Raw genomic sequence first — 16,705 nt, forward strand, 5'->3', positions numbered from 1 at the left:
CAAAAAGTCCGCGCGGGCGATTAGAACGAAATGGATTTAGCGGACGGGAACCGCGCCGTTGCTGGCCGGAGCCACCTTGTTCTCGCCCGGCGCCAGGGCGCCCGGGAAGGTCAGATTACCACCCGCACCCGCCGCCGCATTGGCGGCCGCGCCACCAAAGGCGCCACCCGCCGGCTGTGGGGCAGTGCCCGCCGGTGCGTTGATCGGCGCCGCGCGGTTGAGCGAGGTGTCGATCGAGGTCGCATGCCGCGTCGCCGCCATTACGGCCAGAAGGATGGTCAGCGTGACGAAGATCGTCGCCAGGATCGCAGTCGACCGTGTCAGGAAATCCGCTGCGCCGCGCGCGGACATCAATCCCGCCGGGCTGCCGCCGCCGGTCAGGCCGCCGCCTTCGGAGCGCTGCATCAGGATGATGGTGACGAGCGCCGCGCCGACGAGCAACTGAACGACAAGGACAAAGGTAAAGAGCATCGAACGACTGTGACCCGCAAAACTGGAGAAAGCGGGCACATAGGCGACCCCATCCCCGCGATCAACCGCTCATCGGCCGGACGACACGTGGCGTTTCCATGACATTTCGTGTCCGCACTGAAACTCAATCGCCTCGGCGCACGTTGTTACGCCTGCGATAGCGACTGCCCTTTGAGCCTGTGGACAACCAGTGAGCACCGACATGAACATTGCCAGCACTTTCGACAGCTCCCCGCTAGCGCGGTGGATGAATACGCTGGTCGATTATGTCCGATCCGGCGAGCCCGATCTTACCAACCGACAGATGGCGTTGCTGCTCGTCGTCTATCTCAGCCCGGGACCGCATACGGTGCGCGGATTGGCCCGCGCTTTGAACGTTTCCAAACCCGTCGTGACACGCGCCTTGAACAGATTGGGGGCGCTCGGCTATCTGCGCCGCCAGCGCGACGATACCGACAAGCGCAACATCTTCATCGCGCGTACCACCGAAGGGGCAGGTTTTCTTGAAGAATTCGGACAATTTGTGGGAGAAAGCGACCCGCCCCGCGCCCGCAGAGCCACCGCGTAGAACCTTTGCGCTGACCGGTCCGTCGATATCGATAGACCCGCGCCATAACGCGATTCGCCCCGACCTCGCCGACGTCCGGCTCGCCGAATACGTATTCGCGCCGCATTACGCCGCGCCTCTGCCCTGTGTAGTAACCCGCGCCGTGACCTTGCACGCCGAATCATCCTCCACGTCCGAGCCACTCGCCGAGCTCGCGGTCGGTGAGAGCTTCGAAGTTCTGGAAGTATCGCGCGAAGTCGCTTGGGGCGTATCGCCCGAACGCCGCCTCGCGGGCTATGTCGACCGCACGGCACTGGATCTGGCGGCATGAACGTCAACGTCTTCATCGATGGCGGTGCCGGCACCACCGGGCTCGAGATCCGCGATCGCCTGTCCGGGCGGAGCGATGTCACTCTGGTCACGCTGGACGACGCGGTGCGCAAGAGTTCGGCAGCACGCAAACAGGCGCTGAATGACGCCGATTTCGTTATCCTGTGCCTGCCCGACGACGCTGCGCGCGAAGCCGTGGCGATGATCACCTCCGAAAAGACGCGGGTGATCGACGCGTCGACCGCGCATCGTGTCGCCGAGGGTTGGGCTTATGGCTTCGCCGAGCTGGAACCCGCCCAGCAGGCAGCGATTGCCGAGGCGCGCTTCGTCAGCAATCCCGGCTGTTACCCGACCGGATTCCTTGCGCTGGTCCGGCCGCTGGTCCGCGCCGGGCTGATCCCGCACGATTGGCCGCTCAGCGCCAATGCGATCTCGGGCTATTCGGGCGGCGGCAAATCAATGATCGCCGAGTTCGAAGAGGGGAAAGCCGATACGAGCGCCCGGTTGTACGCTTTGGGTCTGGCGCACAAGCACGTCGCCGAGATGCAGAAGCATGCCCGCGTCGCGCATCCGCCGATTTTCACGCCGGCGGTCGCCAACACCTATCGCGGCATGATCGTCGAAGTTCCGGTGCCGCTCCATGCACTGCCGCGCAAGCCGTCGCTGACGCAGATCGAAAGCACGCTGACCGAGGCCTATAAGGACAGCCCGTTGATCCGGATCGGCGCCGCCGACGCGCAATTCGTGACGATCGAGGACGATGCCGGCAGCGACCGCCTGACTTTGCGCGTCTGCGGCAATGCGGAGGCCGGACAAGCCCGGTTGATCGCGACGCTCGACAATCTGGGCAAGGGCGCGGCGGGGGCGGCCGTGCAGAATCTCAACATCATGGCGGGGTTCGACCCGGTCGCGGGCCTGACTTTATGAGCGCGCGCGCCTAAATCCCGTCGGTCTCCACCCACATCGCCCTGCAATGAAAGCAGGGCCAACGGTCTAAACGAGGAAAACCAGATGCCCGGAACGCGCCAGCCGCTCGACAAATTGCTGTTGTTCGGTGCGACCGGGGACTTGTCGCAGCGCATGCTCCTGCCCTCGCTCTATGGCCTCGACGAAGACGGACTGCTGCCCGCCGGCATGACGATCACCGGCACCGCGCGCACGGTGTTCGAGGACGGCGCCTTCCGCAAATTCGCCAAGGAAGCGCTCGAAAAATACCTGCCCGAGGATCGCAAGGACAAGGACAAGATCGCCTCTTTCCTCAAGCGACTGAACTATCAGGCGCTCGACGCGACCCAATCCGACCATTTCAAGGATCTGTCCGACGAGCTCGGCGATACGTCGAAAGGGCTGGCGATCTTCCTGTCGACCGCGCCGAGCCTGTTCGAGCCGACGATCAAGGGGCTCGCTCAGGCGGGTCTAGCGCACGGCAATGTCCGCATCGGGCTCGAAAAGCCGCTGGGCTATGACCTCGCCTCGAGCCGCGAGATCAACGATGCGGTCGCCGCGGTCTTCCCCGAGGACCGGATCTTCCGAATCGACCATTATCTCGGCAAGGAAACCGTCCAGAACATCCTGGCGCTGCGCTTCGGCAATTCCTTCTACGAGCCGGTGTGGAATGCCCAGGGCATCGACAACATCCAGATCACCATCGCGGAGACGGTCGGGCTGGAAGAGCGTGCCGGTTATTATGACGGTGCCGGCGCGCTGCGCGACATGGTCACCAACCATATGCTGCAGCTTCTCGCGTTGATCGCGATGGAGCCCCCTGCCCGCTACGACAAGGATGCGATCCGCGACGAAAAGGCCAAGGTGTTCCGCAGCCTGCACGTCATGACGCCCGAGGAAGTGCCGCATCTGACCGTTACCGGCCAGTACGGCCCCGGCGCGGTCGACGGCAAGATCGTCAAGGGCTATCTGGAAGAACTCGGCAAGCCGTCGACCACCGAGACATTCGTCGCGATCAAGGCGAGAATCGAGAATTGGCGCTGGCAGGGCGTGCCTTTCTATCTACGCACCGGCAAGCGCATGGCGGTCCGCCGCAGCGAGATCGCGATCCAGTTCAAGCCAGTGCCGCATTCGATGTTCGCCGGCCGCGGCGGCCTGCTCCAGCCCAACAAGCTGATCATCCGCCTGCAGCCCGAGGAATATATCTCGATGCTGGTGATGGCGAAGGAGCCGGGCCTCGACCGCGACGGCATCCATCTGCGCGAGGTGCCGCTCAATCTCAGCCTAGACGCCGAATTCGCCGGCACGCGCCGCCGCATCGCTTATGAACGGCTGCTGCTCGACCTGATCGAGGGTGATCAGACCCTGTTCGTCCGCCGCGACGAGGTCGAGGCGCAATGGGCCTGGACCGACGCCATCCGTGCCGGCTGGACGGCCAACGATACCAAGCCCAAGAGCTATGCCTCGGGCAGCTGGGGGCCCTCGACTTCGATCGCGCTGACCGAGCGCGACGGCGTGACCTGGCAGGACGATTGAGTTTCTAAAACCCTCTCCCGCTTGCGGGAGAGGGAGGGGCCCGCGAAGCGGGAGGGTGAGGGTCTTCTTCCTTCTTCCGGGCGAGTCGTAAAGAAGAAGAAAGAAGCCCCTCACCCAACCCTCTCCCGCTTGCGGAAGAGGGCTAATAGAAAAAGATAGAGAGCGAGACATGGCGACCAACGAAGAAATCGAATGGTGGGAATATGACGATACCGACGAGATGGCCGATGCCGTCGCCGGCGATATCGGCTTCATCATCGAAAGCGCAATCGAAGCGCGCGGCGGAGCGGTCATCGCGCTGGCCGGCGGCAAGACGCCGGTTCCGATCTATCAGCGGCTGGCCAAGGCGAAGCTCGAATGGAAGCGGGTGACGATCATCCCGGGCGACGAGCGCATCGTGCCTTTGGGCGATCCGCTGTCGAACGTGACGATGATCGCCAAGACCTTCCTGCCGCTCGGCGCGCGGGTGATGCCGATCGTGCCGCAAGCGACGGCGGACTATAAGGCGGCTGGCCGATCGGCCGATGCGCTGATGCAGGATCTGCATTGGCCGCTCGACCTCTGCCTGCTCGGCATCGGGGCGGACGGCCATACCGCCTCGATCTTCCCGGGGCCTGATTTCGACGAGGCGCTGAACGGACCGAAGGAACGCCGGATGCTCGGCGTCATGCCCGATCCGCTGCCTCCCGAAGCGCCGGTCGCGCGCGTGACGCTCAGCCGCGCGGCGATCGTCTCGTCGGCGGCGGTGATCATTGCGATCACCGGTGCCGAGAAGAAGAAGGTGCTGGAGGACGCGATCAGCCAGGGCCCGAGCTCGTCCTATCCGATCGGACGCGTTCTCGCCGATACCGAACTTCCCGTCGACATCCACTGGGCGCCATAGGCACGGTCAGGCCACGGGGAGGCGGCCCCGGGTTCAGCGCATACGAATTTCCATGGCCCTGTGAGGCGCGCGGGCTTGCCCAGACGTTGGGTAGGTCTAGGACGAAGTTGAAAGAGCTGGCACGTCCTGCTCCTGGCAAACGGACCCCGAGACCATGAACCCGGCAGTATCCGCCGTCACCAACCGTATCGTCGAGCGCTCGCGCCCGACGCGCCGCGCCTATCTCGACCTGATCGAACGCGAGCGTGACCGCGGCTCACGCTCGCGCGCGACGCTCGGCTGCGCCAACCTCGCGCACGGTTATGCCGGGACCGAGGAAGATCGCGACGCGATGAAGACCAATGCCGCGATGAACATCGGCATCGTCACATCGTATAACGACATGCTGTCGGCGCATGCGGTCTATTATCGCTATCCCGAGCAGATGAAGGTCTGGGCGCGCGAAGTCGGTGCGACCGCGCAAGTCGCCGGCGGCGTGCCAGCAATGTGCGATGGGGTGACGCAAGGCTATCCGGGCATGGAATTGTCGCTGTTTAGCCGCGACACGATCGCCCTGTCGACCGCGATCGCGCTGACTCACGGGCTGTTCGAGGGCGCCGCTCTGCTCGGCATTTGCGACAAGATCGTGCCCGGTTTGCTGATGGGTTCGCTGCGTTTCGGCCATTTACCGACGATACTGGTCCCCGGCGGACCGATGCGCACCGGCATCCCCAACAAGGCCAAGGCAGCGGTCCGCGAGCAATTCGCCGAAGGAAAAGTCGGCCGCGAGGAACTGCTCGAAGCCGAGATCGGCGCCTATCATTCGAAGGGCACCTGCACCTTTTACGGCACCGCCAATACCAACCAGATGATGATGGAGGTGATGGGCCTCCACATGCCCGGTGCCGCCTTCGCCAATCCCGGTACCAAATTGCGCCAAGAATTGAGCCGCGCGGCGGTGCATCGTCTCGCCGAGATCGGCTGGGACGGCGACGATTACCGTCCGCTCGGCCATTGCGTTGACGAACGCGCGATCGTCAACGCGGCGGTCGGCTTGCTCGCGACGGGCGGATCGACCAACCATCTGATCCACTTGCCCGCGATCGCACGCGCGGCGGGAATCGTGATCGATTGGGAAGATTTCGATCAGTTGAGCCGCGCCGTTCCCTTGGTCGCGCGCGTCTATCCCAACGGATCGGCCGACGTGAACGGGTTCGAGGATGCCGGCGGTATGCCGTTCGTGATCCGCGAATTGCTCGGCGCCGGGCTGCTCCATGGCGATATCCTGACCGTCGCGGGCGATTTCGCCGATTACGGCAAGCGTCCGGTAGTCGAGGGCGACGGCCTGCGCTGGGAAGATCCCGGCGCGAGTGGCGATGAGACGATCCTGCGCCCTGCGGCCAATCCCTTCTCAGCCGAGGGCGGCTTCCGCATCCTGACCGGCAATCTCGGTCGCGCCTGCATCAAGGTGTCGGCTGTCGACCAGGATCGTTGGATCGTCGAAGCACCGGCCCGCGTGTTCCACGACCAGGCCGACGTCCAGGCGGCGTTCAAGGCCGGCGAACTCGATCGCGACGTCATCGTCGTAATGCGCTTCCAGGGGCCGCGTGCGAACGGCATGCCCGAGTTGCACAAGCTGACCCCGCCTTTGGGCGTGCTCCAGAACAAGGGCTATCGCGTGGCGCTCGTCACCGACGGCCGCATGTCGGGAGCCTCAGGCAAGGTTCCGGCGGCGATCCATTGCTCGCCCGAGGCTCTGGGCGGCGGTCCGCTCGGTCGGGTGCGCGACGGCGACATCATCCGGCTCGATGCGGTCAACGGCACGCTCGATGCACTGGTCGATGCGGTGGAATGGGATGCGCGCGATCTCGCCGAGTGTCCGCCGGCCGCCGAGGGCATGGGGCGCGAATTGTTTGGGCTGTTCCGTGGTGCAGCTGATGAAGCGGAATTGGGCGCCTCGGCGATTTTCGCAGGAGCCGGGTTATAATTTGACTCGCACGAAGACACAAAGGCGCAAAGCCATCTCTCTTCTTCGCGTCTTCGCGTCTTTGTGCGATCAAAAACTAGAGCCGTCACCCCAGCGAAAGCTGGGGTCTCAAGCATGTGCCCGATAAGGCATGAGATCCCAGCTTTCGCTGGGATGACGAGTTGGGGAGGTTGAGGAACCACATGGAAGTCGTCGCAGTCGATATCGGGGGCACTCACGCCCGCTTCGCCATCGCGGAAGTGGCGGACGGCAAGGTCGTCTCGCTCGGGCCGGAAGTCACCCAGAAGACCGCCGAGCACGCCTCGCTCCAGACCGCCTGGCAGGATTTCGGCCGTCAGCTAGGTCGCGACTTGCCCAAGGCGGCGGCGATCGCGGTCGCGTCACCGGTCGGCGGCGACGTGATCAAACTGACCAACAATCCCTGGATCATCCGCCCCGCGCTGATTCCCGAGCGGCTCGGCGCCGACACCTATGTCATCGTCAACGATTTCGGCGCGATCGCGCACGCCGTGGCGCAGCTGCCGGACGAGGATTTCCAGCATATATGCGGCCCCAAGCGGGCATTGGCGCGCGATGGCGTGACGTCGATCTGCGGACCGGGCACTGGCCTGGGTGTCGCGGGAGTGCTCCACGCCGGCGGCACCTATCACGTGCTCTCGACCGAGGGCGGGCATGTCGATTTCGCGCCGCTCGACGCGTTCGAGGACGCGATCCTCAAACGGTTGCGCAAGACGTTCACTCGCGTGTCCGCCGAGCGGATCTGCGCGGGACCGGCGATCGTCGCGATCTACGAAACCCTGGCCGAGATCGAAGGACAGGCGATCCGCCACCTCGACGACAAGACGATCTGGACGATGGCGTTCGAAGGATCGGACAGCCTGGCGATCGCCGCGCTCGACCGCTTCGTGCTCGCGCTCGGCGCGTTCGCGGGCGACCTCGCGCTAATGCAGGGGGCGAAGGACGTCGTCATCGCCGGCGGGCTGGGCCTCAAGCTCAAGGAGCATTTCGCGCGGTCGGGCTTTTCCGAACGCTTCACCGCCAAGGGGCGGTTTCAGCAGATGATGGCCGCTATCCCGGTCAAGCTGATCACGCATCCCCAGCCCGGCCTGTACGGCGCCGCGGCCGCCTTTGCCCAGGAGCATGCCAAGTGACCGACACCGTCAATCCGATCGAACACATCATGCTGGCGGCGCCGGTCATCCCGGTGATCGTGATCGAGGATTTGGCCACTGCACGGCCACTGGCCGAGGCGTTGGTCAAGGGTGGCCTGCCCGTGCTCGAAGTGACGATGCGCACGCCTGTAGCGCTCGACGCGATCCGCGAGATGAAGAAGGTGCCCGGCGCGATCGTCGGCGCGGGCACCGTTATCAACCCCGCCCAGTTCGCGCAGGCAATGGAGGCGGGCGCCGAGTTCATCGTCTCGCCCGGCCTGACAGAGCGCCTCGCCGAGCCGATCATCGCCAGCGGCGTCCCCTATCTGCCGGGCATCGCCAATTCGGCCGACCTGATGCGCGGGCTCGATCTGGGGCTCACGCATTTCAAGTTCTTCCCGGCCGAGGCGAATGGCGGGTTGAAGGCGCTAAAGAGCCTCGCCGCGCCCTTCTATCAGTGCAAATTCTGTCCGACCGGCGGGGTTAGCGAGGCGAATGCGCGCGAGTGGCTGGCGTTCGAACCGGTGCTGTGCGTCGGGGGAAGCTGGGTGTGTTCCGGCACGCCCGAAGAGGTTGAGGCGAAGGCGCGAGCAGCGGCGGCGTTGCGATAATCACGTCACCCCAGCGAAAGCTGGGGTCTCAAGCCGCATCGCGCCATCGCCTGAGATCCCAGCTTACGCTGGGATGACGACCCGAATCACATCTCCCCGCGCGCCCTACGGATTGCGTACCATTTCTGCACGTTGGCATTATGCTGTTCGAGCGTGTCCGCGAACACATGCCCGCCCGTCCCGTCCGCGACGAAATACAACGCCTGCGAATCGGCGGGATTGAGCACCGCATCGATAGACGCCCGTCCCGGATTGGCGATCGGTCCCTTGGGTAGCCCGGTCATCGCATAGGTATTGTAGCCGTTATTTGCCTCAAGCTCCGAGCGCAGGATGCGGCGCCCGAGCGGCTTACCCTTGGTCACCGGATAGATCACCGTCGGATCGGCCTGGAGCGGCATGCCGCGCTTCAGCCGGTTCGAATAAACCGCGGCGACCATGCGCCGTTCCGACGGCTTGCCGGTCTCCTTCTCGACGATCGATGCAAGGATCAGCGCCTCGCGCGGTGTCTTCGCCACTGTCGTGGGCGAACGCTTCGCCCATGCCTGGTCGAGATAGAGCGACATCGCGCGCTGCATCCGCTCGATGATCGTTTCGCGGCTGTCGCCACGCTCGAAACTATAGCTGTCTGGCAATAGCGATCCCTCGGCGGGCACGGCGATCTTGCCGGTCAGCTCGGGCATCGCCATCAGCCGTTCCTGCGCCATGATCGACGGCCAGCCCTCGGGGATGGTGATGAAGCGCTGGAGCGTCTTGCCGCCCTGCAGCAGCTTCAGGATGTCCGACTGGCTGAGATGCGCGGGGATGCGATACTCGCCGGCCTTGATTCCCCCGCCGCCGCCCAAGAACTTGGCGAGCAACGTGAAGCGGCTGGCGGATGAGATCGCGCCGGCATGCTCGAGTTGCTCGGCCGCCTTGTTGAGGCTGGTGCCCGGTGCGATCGAGACGGTGACGTTCTTCTGCAGCGGCCCGCGCCCGCCCCAGCTATGGACCAGCCAGAAGCCGCCGGCGAACAGCAACAGCGCGGCGACGAGCCCAAGGCATCCGAACCGGCTGCCGCCGCGCTTCTTCCGAGCCATGACGGGGTCAGACCGCCTTCATCACCAGGCTGGCGTTGGTGCCGCCGAAGCCGAAGGAGTTATTGAGCACCGCCTTGACCTTGCGCTCCTTGGCGACGTGCGGGACGAGGTCGACGCCCGCGCAATTGTCGCTCGGATTGTCGAGGTTGAGCGTCGGCGGCACGATCTGGTCGCGCAGCGCGAGGATGCAGAAGATCGATTCGACCGCACCCGCGCCGCCCAGCAGATGGCCGATCGCCGACTTGGTCGACGACATCGACAGATTGGCGATATTGTTGCCGAACAGGCGACGCACGGCGTTGAGCTCGAGCTCGTCACCAAGCGGGGTCGAGGTACCGTGGGCGTTGATATAATCGATATCGCTCAGGTCGAGGCCCGACTTGCGCATCGCCATTTCCATCGACCGGAACGCGCCCGATCCCTCTGGGTGCGGCGCGGTGACGTGGTAGGCGTCGCCCGACAGGCCATAGCCGATCACTTCGGCATAGATTTTGGCGCCGCGCTTCTTGGCGTGCTCATATTCCTCGAGACACACGACACCGGCACCCTCGCCCATCACGAAACCGTCGCGGTCCTTGTCGTACGGGCGGCTGGCACGCCACGGTTCGTCGCGGAATCCGGTCGACAGCGCGCGCGCCTGGCCGAAGCCGGCGATGCCGATCGGGCAGATCGCCCCTTCCGAGCCGCCCGCGAGCATCACGTCGGCATCGTCCATCGCGATCATCCGCGCGGCGTCGCCGATCGAATGCGCGCCGGTCGAACACGCGGTCACGACGGCATGGTTGGGGCCCATCAGCCCGTATTTGATCTGCACCTGACCGGTGATCAGGTTGATCAGGCGTCCGTGGACGAAATGCGGCGAGACGCGCTTGGGCCCCTTTGCGGCGAGCACCAGCGATTCGCTTTCGATGCCCGGCAGGCCACCGATGCCCGATCCGATCGAACAGCCGGCGCGAAAGCGTTCTTCCTCGCTCATCTCGGTCAGGCCGGCATCTTCGAGCGCCTGGCCGGCGGCATCGATGCCATAGACGATGAACGGATCGACCTGGCGCTGGACCTTGTGGTCGACGCGCTTATCCGGATCGAAACCATATTCGTGGTCGGCCGGTTTCACTTCACAAGCATAATTGCTGTGGAAGTCGGTCGCATCGAACTTGGTGATCGTCCCCGCGCCCGATTTGGCCGCGATGATGTTCTTCCAGGCCGTTTCGACGTCCGCCCCCAGGGGGGTCACCAGGCCCAGGCCGGTCACGACTACGCGCCGCATGGTCTTCTCCAATCCAAGTCTCTTACAGCGAAACGGCCCCCCGCCCTGGGTAACCCTGGGACGGGGAGCCGCTCGTTACTCTATACGCCCGCGGCCGTCAGCCACGGAAAGAGGGCTCAGCCCTGATGTGCGTCGATATAGGTGATCGCGTCGTTGACAGTCGTGATCTTCTCGGCGGCATCGTCCGGGATTTCGACCCCGAACTCTTCCTCGAACGCCATGACCAGCTCGACGATGTCGAGGCTGTCGGCACCGAGATCGTCGATGAAGCTAGCCTCAGGCGTCACCGAACCGGCTTCGACACCCAGGTGCTCGACCACGATCTTCTTCACCCGGTCGGCAGTATCGCTCATTCGTCAGCTTCCCTCTATTGTTTCCGGAGTCCACCCCGGGGAGTTTCCTGAACGCACGTAGAACGCGAGGGGTGCCCGCGCAAGAGGCTCTACCGCTCGCCGAGGTCCAGCCCCCGCATTGGGCGATCCTCGGCGAACGCAGCCTCAGCTTCATCACGCATGATCCAGCCGGCGAACACGTCTCCCGTGGTACCGGTCATCACACCATCGTCCTCTGTGCCATTGCCGTCGAACCGGAACCCGCTTTTTGCCAAAAAGGCCCTCAGCTTGTCGGCGGCCGCGGAATCTTCCTTCACCATTGCGACACGCTCTTCAAAGCTCAGCGTCTGAAAGTATCCGTATAGCTTATCGTACGCGATGGCTCGCGACCCTAGAGAAGCATATTTCTTTCTGCCGCTGAGGACTTGGACCTCTGTGATGACATGCATGACCGCCGCGGCGGTTCGATTTGCCGACCATTTATGGCTGGCCGCGCACTTCACCAGCGCGTCTCTCGCCGCCGCCTGCGCCAAATCCTTGTCGGCTTGGCTGCTTGATTCGTCGCCGAGCGCCGACAGTTTTTCGGGCTCCAGTCCGTACTCTGTATCAGGGCAGTTGATCTCGGTGCTGACCGCGGCGGGGCTCGCAGCCTGAAACGCTAGTGCAAGAAAAATCAACATCGCCGCTCCATCGCCTCCGCCCACGTCAAACCGATCAAAGGCCCGCAAACTCCGCCGGATAAAACTCGATCGCCGCAAGCGCCGAATAGAATAAGAGAACGTGCCGCCGCGCGCGTGCGCTATTCGTTGCCGCGGTTACGCCCGCCAGTGCGCCCGGAGATGCCTTTTCAATCAGACTCTTGCGGTCCTGGGTCGGCAAGGCGGCATAGGCCGCAGCGAGCTTGGCGGCGTCGAGCCCGTCACCCCTGAGCGCTGTTTCGGCGCCCAGTTTCGTGGCCCTGCCTTGCGTATAGGAAACGGCGACCTGAACCGCGGCTGGCGACCAACTGGAGGAGGCGCGGCAGGCCTGGCGCGCGGCGAGCAGCGCATCACGGTCGACATCCAGGGCGGCCGCGGGATTCTCTCCCTTATCGGCCGCGGCGACGACACCGTTGCCGATCCGTTGCATCGCGGTCGGGCCGAGTTTCGCTTCGATACAGCCGATATCGCCAGATGCCGCCCACGCGGTGCCGGGCGCGAGCAGAGCCGCGGCGATCAGGAGAATCCTCATAGCATCGCCATCCCGCCATTGACGTGGATCGTCTGGCCGGTGACGTAACCGGCTTCCTTAGACGCCAGATAGACCACCGCGGCGCCGATATCCTCGCCGGTACCGAGATCGCCGGCCGGGATGCGCCCGAGCAACGCCGCCTTCTGCGCCTCGGGCAGCACGTCGGTCATCGCCGAGCGGATGAAGCCCGGCGCAACGCAATTAACCGTGATGCTGCGGCTGGCGAGCTCCTGCGCCAGCGCCTTGGACATGCCGACCAGTCCGGCCTTGGACGCGGCGTAATTGGCCTGGCCGGGATTGCCGGTGGCGCCGACCACCGAGGTGATCGAGATGACGCGACCGTAGCGCGCCTTCATCATTGGCCTGGCGGCGGCGCGGACGAGGCGGAACGCGGCTTCAAGGTTGACCTTGATGACCTGTTCCCACTCTTCGTCCTTCATCCGCATGGCGAGGTTATCGCGCGTGACGCCGGCATTGTTGACCAGGATATCGAGCTTGCCACCCAGCGCCTCGACCGCCTGGGGGACCAAGGCGTCGACCGCGGCACCATCCGACAGGTCGCATTGCAACGCGACATGATCGCCGCCGAGCGACGCCCGGAACGCCTCCAGCTTGTCGGCATTCGATCCCGACACCGCGAGCCGAGCCCCCTGCCCCGCCAGAGCCCGCGCGATCGCCGAGCCGATCCCGCCGGATGCGCCGGTGACCAATGCGGTCATGCCTGTGAGGTCGAACATCATCTTATCTCCGGATTTTGATTAATTCAGATTCACGCAAAGGCGCTAAGGCGCAAAGGGTTTGTAGTCATTGACCACCCGACGGAGTCCCTCCTTGAGCGTCTCGCCGCCGAAATTGATCAGCAGCCCAAGGGGCTGCTTGGTGAGTCTTAGATACGTCAGCAACTGCTTTCCATGAGCCCCGTTGAGGCGCTCAACCGATTTGATTTCCACCAAAAGCCGCCCACCGACCAACAGATCGATACGAAACGCCCCTTCGAAATGCAGCCCGTCATAGTCGATCGAAACGGGAACTTGGCGGGCGACCTCGATACCACGCTGCGCCAACTTCCCGGCGAGAATCATCTCATAGACGCTTTCAAGCAGGCCCGGTCCCAACTCCCGGTGCATTCGCAATGCGTCGTCAATGACGGCGGACGCCAGAGCCTCTAGGTCCTGCAATCTTCGCGCCTCCGCGCCTTCGCGTGAATCAAAGAGATTTCGCCAGCGCCTCGATATCCTCCATCGAGATCACGCTCGACGCGTCGACATCGGGAACGATGCGCTTGACCATTGGGCTGAGTACCTTGCCGCCGAATTCGACGAAACGCTCGACGCCGGTGTCGACCATGTTGATCACCGATTCGCGCCAGCGCACCATGCCGGTGACCTGTTCGACCAGCAGCTTGCGGATCGTGTCGACGTCGCTGACCGGCTGAGCGGTGACGTTGGCGAAGACGGCGACCAGCGGCGTGTCGATCCGCGCTTCGGCCAGCGCCTTGTCCATCGCGTCGGCGGCAGGCTGCATCAGCGGGCAGTGGAACGGCGCCGACACCGGCAGCGCGATCGCGCGCTTGGCGCCATAGTCCTTGGCGATCTCGATCGCGCGGTCGATGGCGGCCTTAGCTCCGGAAATGACCACCTGCGACGGATCGTTATCGTTGGCGACGGTGCAGACTTCGCCCTGCGCCGCCGCGTCGGCGATCTTTTGCGCGATGGCGAGGTCGGCGCCGAGCAACGCCGCCATCGCGCCCATGCCGACCGGTACGGCTGCCTGCATCGCCTCGCCGCGGTGGCGCAACAACAATGCCGTGGTGGCGAGATCGAGCGCGCCGGCTGCGCAAAGGGCGGTATATTCGCCCAGGCTGTGCCCCGCGACGTAATCCGCCTTGTCGGCCAGCTTCAGCCCGCCTTCCTTCTCCAGCACGCGCAATGTCGCGATGGCATTCGCCATGATCGCGGGCTGGGCGTTCGCAGTCAGCGTCAGTTCGTCGGCAGGTCCTTCGAACATCAGCGCCGACAGATGCTTGCCGAGCGCCTCGTCGACTTCCTGAAAAACCTCGCGCGCGGCGAGGCTGGCGTCGGCGAGCGCCTTACCCATGCCGACCGCTTGGCTGCCCTGCCCCGGAAATATGAAAGCGCGCATCATCCTCTCCCGATTGAGGCTGCGCCACTAGGAACGCGGCGCTCATTGCGCAAGTTCGGTCGACCTCCATCGTCTCGTGAACAGGGTCGAGACGGGCTCCCGGCTTCCCGCGGACCTGCTTCCGAACGGGCATTGATCGCCGCCCCGCGCTTGCGACATTATGATACACAATCTCCCGCCTGTCGCGACATCTCAACGACATGCGCTTCCCAGATTGGATCTCGACGCCGTTCACGACGTCGACCGACTGGAGGCTACAATGAAGAAACTGATCATCGCCGCCGCCGCATCTTTGCTGGCGAGCCCGTTTGCCATCGCTCCTGCGTCTGCCGAGCCGCAGCGCCACGAAGTCACCCGGGTCCAGACCGGCCCTCATGGGCGTACCGTAGTGACCAAGCGTGTGGTGACCCCCGCGCGTCCGCAATGGCGCAAGTGGAACAAGGGTCAGCGCTTCGATCATCGCTATGCGCAGAATTATCGCGTGGTGAATAATTGGCAGCAATATCGCGGCCGCCGCCTCTATGCGCCGCCACGCGGCTATCACTGGGTGCGTTCGGGCAACGACGCGGTGCTCGTCGCGATCACCGGCGGACTGATCGGCGCGGTCATCGGCGGCGCGTTCAACTGATGTAAAACCCCTCTCCCGCTTGCGGGAGAGGGCTTTTCGTTCCCTAACCTTGCTTTCCGTCCCGAAACCTGTATGGGAGCCGCCATCGGGGTGGAGGGACGCGTTCTCTCCGCCCCGGTTGTTTTGAAGACGATAGCCGGAGGGGCGACCGCATGGTGCGGCGTCAGCGATCGGCCAAGATAGAGGTAAGACATGGCTCTTTACGAGCACGTGTTCCTTGCGCGCCAGGATCTGGCACAAGCGCAAGTGGACGCACTGGCGGAAGCCGCCACCAAGATTATCGAGGACAATCAGGGCAAGGTCGTCAAGACCGAGACCTGGGGCCTGCGCAGCCTGGCCTATCGCATCGCGAAGAACCGCAAGGCGCATTACGTGATGCTCGAGATCGACGCACCGGGTTCGGTCGTCGCCGAGCTGGAGCGCCAGACCCAGATCAACGAAGACGTGATCCGCTACATGACCGTCAAGGTCGACGAGCACGAGACCGGCCCGTCGGTGATGATGCGCAAGAATGAGCGTGATCGCGAGCGTCGCAGCGAGCGCGGCGATCGCAACGACCGCGGTCCCCGCGGCGGTTTCGACGGCGAATAAGGAGCAACGACCATGGCACGACCCTTTTTCCGCCGCCGCAAGAGCTGCCCCTTCTCCGCGAAGGATGCCCCCCGGATCGACTATAAGGACGTCCGCCTGCTGCAGGGCTTCGTCTCCGAGCGTGGCAAGATCGTTCCCTCGCGCATCACTTCGGTGAGCGCGAAGAAGCAGCGCGAGCTGGCCCAGGCCATCAAGCGCGCCCGTCACCTGGGCCTGCTGCCCTACCTCGTTAAGTAAGGAGCGCCCGCAATGGACGTTATTTTGCTGGAGCGCGTCGAGAAGCTCGGCGCCATCGGCGATGTCGTGAAGGTCAAGGACGGTTTTGCCCGTAACTACCTTCTGCCGAACAAGAAGGCGCTGCGCGCCAACGAAGCCAACCGCAAGGTGTTCGAGGCCAACCGCGCTCGCATCGAGGCCGACAATGCGTCGCGCCGCACCGATGCCGAGAAGGAAGCCAAGAATTTCGACGGCGTGGCGATCACCCTGATCCGTCAGTCGTCGAACACCGGTCAGCTCTACGGATCGGTCGCGGTCCGCGATCTGGTCGAGGCGCTCGAGGCCGATGGCCACAAGGTCGCCAAGTCGGCGATCGTGCTCGCCAAGCCGATCAAGGCGATCGGCGTGTATGACGTGAAGGTCCAGCTGCACCCCGAGGTCGCGGTGACCGTCAAGGTCAACGTCGCCCGCTCGCCCGAAGAGGCTGAGATGCAGTCGAAGGGCGTCGACGTCATGGCACAGATGTTCGAGGAAGGCCGCGAGGTCACCGGCTTCACCGAGGATTACGATCCCAACGCCGAGCCGGGCGCGACCGCCGAGGCTCAGCCTGAAGCCGCTCCGGCCGCCGAAGAAGCCTCGGAAGCCTGACACTTTAGACTTCAGACACAGAAAAAGGGCCGTCCGGGAAATCCCGGGCGGCCCTTTTCTTTGCGACCCTTCGGGGGGATCAGGGTCGGCTAGCGACGTACCGGGGGGGGGGGGTTCAGTACGTCGAAACGCAGG

General features: G+C 64.3%; 21 protein-coding genes. 12 read left to right on the plus strand and 9 right to left on the minus strand.

Translation table 11 applies throughout. The features are described 5' to 3' along the window. Positions 1-36: 36 nt before the first annotated feature. A complete protein-coding gene (secG, locus tag SMA01S_RS20075; RefSeq protein WP_066826669.1) occupies positions 37-471 on the minus strand; it encodes a preprotein translocase subunit SecG in 435 nt (144 codons plus the stop codon). A gap of 247 nt (positions 472-718) precedes the next feature. Between secG and SMA01S_RS20080 the strand changes: the two genes are divergently transcribed. From SMA01S_RS20080 to eda, 8 genes are all read left to right on the plus strand, one after another. Continuing rightward, positions 719-1,039: a MarR family transcriptional regulator gene (locus SMA01S_RS20080; RefSeq protein ID WP_066583478.1), complete on the plus strand. Its 321-nt coding sequence runs from the start codon at positions 719-721 to the stop codon at positions 1,037-1,039. A 142-nt stretch (positions 1,040-1,181) separates the two neighbouring features. Next, positions 1,182-1,349 (plus strand): hypothetical protein, encoded by a 168-nt coding sequence (locus tag SMA01S_RS20085; protein WP_245649348.1) that lies wholly within the window; start codon positions 1,182-1,184, stop codon positions 1,347-1,349. Beyond that, positions 1,346-2,275, plus strand: coding sequence for an N-acetyl-gamma-glutamyl-phosphate reductase (argC, locus tag SMA01S_RS20090; RefSeq protein ID WP_066826671.1), 930 nt, complete (start codon positions 1,346-1,348; stop codon positions 2,273-2,275). Before SMA01S_RS20085 ends, argC begins: the two co-directional genes overlap by 4 nt. Positions 2,276-2,359: 84 nt before the next feature. Then, a complete protein-coding gene (gene zwf, locus SMA01S_RS20095) occupies positions 2,360-3,829 on the plus strand; it encodes a glucose-6-phosphate dehydrogenase (protein WP_066826676.1) in 1,470 nt (489 codons plus the stop codon). A 169-nt stretch (positions 3,830-3,998) separates the two neighbouring features. Next, complete coding sequence (pgl, locus tag SMA01S_RS20100; protein WP_066826680.1) at positions 3,999-4,712, plus strand: 6-phosphogluconolactonase; 714 nt, start codon at positions 3,999-4,001, stop codon at positions 4,710-4,712. 154 nt (positions 4,713-4,866) lie between these two features. Further along, positions 4,867-6,678, plus strand: a complete 1,812-nt coding sequence (gene edd / locus SMA01S_RS20105) for a phosphogluconate dehydratase (protein WP_066826684.1) — start codon at positions 4,867-4,869, stop codon at positions 6,676-6,678. 182 nt (positions 6,679-6,860) lie between these two features. Beyond that, positions 6,861-7,829 carry a glucokinase gene (gene glk / locus SMA01S_RS20110; protein WP_066826686.1) on the plus strand — a complete coding sequence of 323 codons (969 nt, stop codon included), beginning with the start codon at positions 6,861-6,863 and terminating at the stop codon, positions 7,827-7,829. Then, complete coding sequence (gene eda, locus SMA01S_RS20115; RefSeq protein WP_084250476.1) at positions 7,826-8,440, plus strand: bifunctional 4-hydroxy-2-oxoglutarate aldolase/2-dehydro-3-deoxy-phosphogluconate aldolase; 615 nt, start codon at positions 7,826-7,828, stop codon at positions 8,438-8,440. Before glk ends, eda begins: the two co-directional genes overlap by 4 nt. Before the next feature lie 86 nt (positions 8,441-8,526). Here the strand turns inward: eda and mltG are convergent, their stop codons facing one another. The 8 genes from mltG to fabD form a co-directional block, all read right to left on the minus strand. After that, entirely contained in the window at positions 8,527-9,516 is a 990-nt protein-coding gene (mltG, locus tag SMA01S_RS20120) for an endolytic transglycosylase MltG (protein WP_066826688.1), read from the minus strand. Between the two features lie 7 nt (positions 9,517-9,523). Beyond that, positions 9,524-10,783: a beta-ketoacyl-ACP synthase II gene (fabF, locus tag SMA01S_RS20125; RefSeq protein WP_066826689.1), complete on the minus strand. Its 1,260-nt coding sequence runs from the start codon at positions 10,781-10,783 to the stop codon at positions 9,524-9,526. 116 nt (positions 10,784-10,899) lie between these two features. Then, positions 10,900-11,136 carry an acyl carrier protein gene (locus tag SMA01S_RS20130; protein ID WP_066583498.1) on the minus strand — a complete coding sequence of 79 codons (237 nt, stop codon included), beginning with the start codon at positions 11,134-11,136 and terminating at the stop codon, positions 10,900-10,902. Positions 11,137-11,225: 89 nt separating this feature from the next. Next, entirely contained in the window at positions 11,226-11,795 is a 570-nt protein-coding gene (locus SMA01S_RS20135; protein ID WP_066826691.1) for a hypothetical protein, read from the minus strand. A 34-nt stretch (positions 11,796-11,829) separates the two neighbouring features. Further along, positions 11,830-12,345: a hypothetical protein gene (locus tag SMA01S_RS20140; protein ID WP_066826693.1), complete on the minus strand. Its 516-nt coding sequence runs from the start codon at positions 12,343-12,345 to the stop codon at positions 11,830-11,832. Beyond that, positions 12,342-13,082 (minus strand): 3-oxoacyl-[acyl-carrier-protein] reductase, encoded by a 741-nt coding sequence (gene fabG / locus SMA01S_RS20145; protein ID WP_066826709.1) that lies wholly within the window; start codon positions 13,080-13,082, stop codon positions 12,342-12,344. The genes SMA01S_RS20140 and fabG overlap by 4 nt, the downstream gene beginning before the upstream one ends. A 45-nt stretch (positions 13,083-13,127) precedes the next feature. Continuing rightward, positions 13,128-13,523, minus strand: a complete 396-nt coding sequence (locus tag SMA01S_RS20150) for a GxxExxY protein (protein WP_066826695.1) — start codon at positions 13,521-13,523, stop codon at positions 13,128-13,130. Positions 13,524-13,551: 28 nt separating this feature from the next. Beyond that, entirely contained in the window at positions 13,552-14,487 is a 936-nt protein-coding gene (gene fabD, locus SMA01S_RS20155; RefSeq protein ID WP_066826711.1) for an ACP S-malonyltransferase, read from the minus strand. A 259-nt stretch (positions 14,488-14,746) separates the two neighbouring features. Here fabD and SMA01S_RS20160 point away from each other — a divergent pair, with 259 nt between their 5' ends. From SMA01S_RS20160 to rplI, 4 genes are all read left to right on the plus strand, one after another. Next, the gene (locus tag SMA01S_RS20160) at positions 14,747-15,115 is read left to right on the plus strand and encodes an RcnB family protein (protein WP_066826713.1); all 369 of its coding nucleotides are present in this window, start codon (positions 14,747-14,749) and stop codon (positions 15,113-15,115) included. 192 nt (positions 15,116-15,307) lie between these two features. Further along, complete coding sequence (gene rpsF / locus SMA01S_RS20165) at positions 15,308-15,706, plus strand: 30S ribosomal protein S6 (protein WP_066826697.1); 399 nt, start codon at positions 15,308-15,310, stop codon at positions 15,704-15,706. Positions 15,707-15,718: 12 nt separating this feature from the next. Next, positions 15,719-15,943: a 30S ribosomal protein S18 gene (rpsR, locus tag SMA01S_RS20170; protein ID WP_066583513.1), complete on the plus strand. Its 225-nt coding sequence runs from the start codon at positions 15,719-15,721 to the stop codon at positions 15,941-15,943. Positions 15,944-15,955: 12 nt separating this feature from the next. Then, positions 15,956-16,570 (plus strand): 50S ribosomal protein L9, encoded by a 615-nt coding sequence (rplI, locus tag SMA01S_RS20175; protein WP_066826699.1) that lies wholly within the window; start codon positions 15,956-15,958, stop codon positions 16,568-16,570. Positions 16,571-16,705 lie beyond the last annotated feature (135 nt).

The organism is Sphingomonas mali NBRC 15500 (genome assembly GCF_001598415.1).
GTDB classification, from domain to species: domain Bacteria; phylum Pseudomonadota; class Alphaproteobacteria; order Sphingomonadales; family Sphingomonadaceae; genus Sphingomonas; species Sphingomonas mali.